General features: G+C 53.2%; 6 protein-coding genes and 1 pseudogene. 2 read left to right on the top strand and 5 right to left on the bottom strand.

The annotated features are described in order from the left end of the window. Positions 1-71: 71 nt before the first annotated feature. Together AB5Y97_RS15095 and AB5Y97_RS15090 are read left to right on the top strand one after the other, a co-directional pair. Positions 72-1,159, top strand: a protein-coding gene (locus AB5Y97_RS15095) for an IS3-like element ISAs22 family transposase (protein WP_088821966.1) whose coding sequence is annotated in 2 segments (ribosomal slippage) — positions 72-324 and positions 324-1,159 — 1,089 coding nt in all. Because the reading frame shifts where the segments join, the coding sequence is not laid out codon by codon here. A gap of 39 nt (positions 1,160-1,198) precedes the next feature. Then, positions 1,199-1,336 (top strand): annotated as a pseudogene (locus tag AB5Y97_RS15090) (FAD-binding oxidoreductase); the annotation flags it as partial. Between the two features lie 126 nt (positions 1,337-1,462). On the opposite strand, the gene AB5Y97_RS15085 reads toward AB5Y97_RS15090, so the two are convergent. From AB5Y97_RS15085 to AB5Y97_RS15065, 5 genes are all read right to left on the bottom strand, one after another. After that, positions 1,463-1,711 carry a DUF3297 family protein gene (locus AB5Y97_RS15085; protein WP_005338226.1) on the bottom strand — a complete coding sequence of 83 codons (249 nt, stop codon included), beginning with the start codon at positions 1,709-1,711 and terminating at the stop codon, positions 1,463-1,465. A 112-nt stretch (positions 1,712-1,823) separates the two neighbouring features. Further along, the gene (locus tag AB5Y97_RS15080; protein WP_368158334.1) at positions 1,824-2,252 is read right to left on the bottom strand and encodes an N-acetyltransferase; all 429 of its coding nucleotides are present in this window, start codon (positions 2,250-2,252) and stop codon (positions 1,824-1,826) included. Between the two features lie 146 nt (positions 2,253-2,398). Then, positions 2,399-2,680, bottom strand: a complete 282-nt coding sequence (locus AB5Y97_RS15075; protein ID WP_368158332.1) for a putative quinol monooxygenase — start codon at positions 2,678-2,680, stop codon at positions 2,399-2,401. A gap of 47 nt (positions 2,681-2,727) precedes the next feature. Then, a complete protein-coding gene (locus AB5Y97_RS15070) occupies positions 2,728-3,102 on the bottom strand; it encodes a hypothetical protein (protein WP_368158330.1) in 375 nt (124 codons plus the stop codon). Next, positions 3,099-4,186 (bottom strand): IS3-like element ISAs22 family transposase gene (locus AB5Y97_RS15065; protein WP_088821966.1). Its coding sequence is split into 2 segments (ribosomal slippage): positions 3,099-3,934 and positions 3,934-4,186, totalling 1,089 coding nucleotides; the frame shifts between segments, so codons are not numbered across the junction. Before AB5Y97_RS15065 ends, AB5Y97_RS15070 begins: the two co-directional genes overlap by 4 nt. Positions 4,187-4,257: the final 71 nt, after the last annotated feature.

Raw genomic sequence — 4,257 nt, 5'->3', positions numbered from 1 at the left:
GGTAATCCCCCCGAAAAACTGAGGTGCTCATAAGTAGAATTTTCTCGTATCTTGAACGCAGGAGGTTCTACATGAAAACATCACGCTTTAGCGATGCACAGATCATCGCCATCCTCAAGCAGGCCGAGTCTGGTTCACCCGTCCCTGAGCTCTGCCGTGAGCATGGCATCAGCTCCGCCACCTTCTACAAGTGGCGCTCCAAATTCGGTGGCATGGATGCCTCTCTCATGGCGCGCCTCAAAGAGCTGGAAGAGGAAAATCGTCGCCTTAAGAAGATGTATGCCGAGGAGCGCCTAAAGGCTGAGATCATCTCCGAGGCGATGGCAAAAAAGTGGTGACGCCATCTGCCCGCAGGGAGATGGCGACCAAGGCTGTGGCTCATTACGCCATTTCTATCCGTCTGGCTTGCCAGGTGTTCAAGGTGAGCGAGGGTTGCTACCGTTATCAGCCCGTGCTGGCTGATGAAAACCAGGAGATTGCCGACTGGCTACTGCGCCTCACCGCCAACCAGCGCAACTGGGGTTTCGGACTGTGCTTCCTGTACCTGCGTAACGTCAAAGGCTTTGGCTGGAACCACAAGCGGGTCTACCGGATCTATCGGGCGCTAGAGCTCAATCTGCGGATAAAACCCAAGAAGCGGCTAGTACGCGCCAAGCCGGAGCCGTTGGCAGTCCCTGACCAACCGAATCACTGTTGGTCGATGGACTTTATGCATGACCAGCTCAGCGATGGTCGTTCGGTGCGGTTGTTTAATGTGATCGATGACTTCAATCGCGAAGCACTGTGCATCGAGGTGGATTTTTCCTTGCCTGCCTCGCGAGTCAAACGGGTGCTGGAGCAGGTCATCGAGTGGCGGGGCAAACCAGCCGCAATCCGCTGTGATAATGGTCCGGAATACATCAGCGAAGAGCTCAAGCAATGGGCGCAGCAGAAGAGGATTGCGCTGAGGTATATCCAGCCAGGCAACCCGCAGCAGAATGCCTACATAGAGCGATTTAACCGCACTGTGCGTTACGACTGGTTGGGCCATTACCTGTTTGAGTCACTGAATGAGTTACAGGAATTTGCCACGAACTGGCTGTGGGTTTATAACCATGAGCGGCCCAATATGGCGCTGGGCGGCTACACGCCGAAACAGCGCTTGGCACAGGCCGCATGACCTCTACTTTTGAGTGCTCCAAAAAATGGGGGGATTACCCTGAGCGGTCAGGCGGAGCGCTTCGATGCCTTTGCCAAACTGCCGCACTACCCCTTCCCGGGTGGCCGCCTGTTCCGCATCCCCTTCACTGCTGCGGGCGCCGCCTGGTACACCCTGCGCGACCGCTTGGGGGTATAAGAGCTGCCCAGCGAGAAATGTGGGCTGGTGGTTGCCGCTTAGATAACGCTGACTCCAGTACCAATACCGGAAACAACAAGGCCACCGCGAGGGTGGCCTTGTTGTTATCAAGCAGCAGCGCGCTGATTAGCTGTAGAAGGCTTCAACGGTGCCTTTGAGCTTGATCAGGATGGGCTGACCACGGCGATCCAGCGCCTTGGGGGAGGGGATCTTCACCCAACCTTCGCTGATGCAGTACTCCTCGACATCGGTGCGCTCTTTGCCGTTCAGGCGAATACCGATCGGGTGCTCGAAGCAGGCGGCCACATAGTGAGGGCTGCGGGGATTGCAGGAGAGGTGATCCGGCAGAGCCGGTTTGGTGCTGGTATCGCTCATCGATATAACCCGAAATGAATAAAAAGTGGGTCATTGTAGAGAATGCCGCTATGGCATTCAAGGCGGCCCCAATACCGGCCAAGGCGGGCGGCCATCTATGTTGGCGCTCCGCTTATCCCCGTTGCCAATGCATCACCAGCTCGGGGCGACCGCTATGCTCGCACAGCTGCTGCTCACCCTCTTTGAAACCGTTGCGGGAATAGAAGCGCCGCGCCTGCTCATTTTCGGCGTAGACCGTCAACTCGAGCCGGTCATATTGGGCTTTGAGGTGTTCGAGCAGTTGGCGACCCAACCCGTGTGCTTGGTGATCTGGGGAGATAAACAGTGCGGCAACAGACCCCTGATACCAGGAGATAAAGCCCAGTAGCTGTCCATCCTCCTCATAGATCCAGCTCTGGCTGGCGGGCAGGTAGATATCGCGCATCGCTGCCCGTTGCTCATGCCAAAAGGCGGCGGGAATAAAGTCGTGGGCTTGTACCGATGCCTGATACCAGAGCTCGACGGCGGCATCCAGATCGGTGGCTGATAATGGGCGGAGCATAGTGGCCTCAATTACAAAGAGTGGAAGTAACGCAATGACGTAGGCTCGATTAGCGCAGCGTAATCGGGCATTCGCGGTAGCGAGAGGGGGGAGAGTTCTGCGCCACTCCCGGTTCGCCACCTTGGCCAAAATGACAAGGCTGTGATTTATGCAATCCCTGTTACCGTATAGTGTCGCTCGACATTGACGGTTATTTTCCCCCAGCGGGAGGATTTGACTCTGGCTTGGTGCGCTTGAAAAGCCGCTTCATCAACAAACTCTTCATAGACATCGAATCGACAGGGATTGAGAGGGTCTTGGTTCACCTTAAAAATCAGACAGCCGGTTTCAGCTCTGGTCAATTGTATATGTCGCTTAAGCTCGAATGTAACAAATGATAAATCAATGAAGGGCACTATAATAAATCCTTTCAAAATAACTTTTCTCATATCACTCCTTTAATGCAAGTAGCTTGAGAATACAAATTCATTGTTAATTACGAGCAATTAAAGTTAGCTTTATTACTGACTTGTAATTCAGCAATAGGCATTGCTCTTCGATACAGTGCTAGTAGCATTTTCAATTGAACTAGCTCATCGCCTTTCGATAGTTTTTGTAACGCATTTATTTGTTGTGGTGATAAATTGAATTTTTCATGTAGTTCTAAGATAGAATCTTTAACAAACGAGATTTCTTCTCTTAATTGTTTGGCTTCTAAGTCCTTTATTTTTAGCTGAGTGAGCTTTCTTTTTTGATATTGTGAGTAAATTAAGTGATATGTGCCTGCGATGCTAGTAATCGCGCTCGCAAGTGCAGTGACAATGATCCGGTAATCCCCCCATTTTTTGGAGCACTCAAAAGTAGAGGTCATGCGGCCTGTGCCAAGCGCTGTTTCGGCGTGTAGCCGCCCAGCGCCATATTGGGCCGCTCATGGTTATAAACCCACAGCCAGTTCGTGGCAAATTCCTGTAACTCATTCAGTGACTCAAACAGGTAATGGCCCAACCAGTCGTAACGCACAGTGCGGTTAAATCGCTCTATGTAGGCATTCTGCTGCGGGTTGCCTGGCTGGATATACCTCAGCGCAATCCTCTTCTGCTGCGCCCATTGCTTGAGCTCTTCGCTGATGTATTCCGGACCATTATCACAGCGGATTGCGGCTGGTTTGCCCCGCCACTCGATGACCTGCTCCAGCACCCGTTTGACTCGCGAGGCAGGCAAGGAAAAATCCACCTCGATGCACAGTGCTTCGCGATTGAAGTCATCGATCACATTAAACAACCGCACCGAACGACCATCGCTGAGCTGGTCATGCATAAAGTCCATCGACCAACAGTGATTCGGTTGGTCAGGGACTGCCAACGGCTCCGGCTTGGCGCGTACTAGCCGCTTCTTGGGTTTTATCCGCAGATTGAGCTCTAGCGCCCGATAGATCCGGTAGACCCGCTTGTGGTTCCAGCCAAAGCCTTTGACGTTACGCAGGTACAGGAAGCACAGTCCGAAACCCCAGTTGCGCTGGTTGGCGGTGAGGCGCAGTAGCCAGTCGGCAATCTCCTGGTTTTCATCAGCCAGCACGGGCTGATAACGGTAGCAACCCTCGCTCACCTTGAACACCTGGCAAGCCAGACGGATAGAAATGGCGTAATGAGCCACAGCCTTGGTCGCCATCTCCCTGCGGGCAGATGGCGTCACCACTTTTTTGCCATCGCCTCGGAGATGATCTCAGCCTTTAGGCGCTCCTCGGCATACATCTTCTTAAGGCGACGATTTTCCTCTTCCAGCTCTTTGAGGCGCGCCATGAGAGAGGCATCCATGCCACCGAATTTGGAGCGCCACTTGTAGAAGGTGGCGGAGCTGATGCCATGCTCACGGCAGAGCTCAGGGACGGGTGAACCAGACTCGGCCTGCTTGAGGATGGCGATGATCTGTGCATCGCTAAAGCGTGATGTTTTCATGTAGAACCTCCTGCGTTCAAGATACGAGAAAATTCTACTTATGAGCACCTCAGTTTTTCGGGGGGATTACC

It is taken from the genome of Aeromonas sp. R10-2, assembly GCF_040908445.1.
Classification (GTDB): Bacteria; Pseudomonadota; Gammaproteobacteria; order Enterobacterales; family Aeromonadaceae; genus Aeromonas; species Aeromonas veronii.
This window is presented reverse-complemented; position numbering and strand designations above follow the sequence as displayed.

Bases quoted from the DNA above. Each gene is read 5' to 3' on its own strand.
- AB5Y97_RS15085 (WP_005338226.1), bottom strand. From the start codon at position 1,711: ATGAGCGATACCAGCACCAAACCGGCTCTGCCGGATCACCTCTCCTGC.
- AB5Y97_RS15080 (WP_368158334.1), bottom strand. From the start codon at position 2,252: ATGCTCCGCCCATTATCAGCCACCGATCTGGATGCCGCCGTCGAGCTC.
- AB5Y97_RS15075 (WP_368158332.1), bottom strand. From the start codon at position 2,680: ATGAGAAAAGTTATTTTGAAAGGATTTATTATAGTGCCCTTCATTGAT.
- AB5Y97_RS15070 (WP_368158330.1), bottom strand. From the start codon at position 3,102: ATGACCTCTACTTTTGAGTGCTCCAAAAAATGGGGGGATTACCGGATC.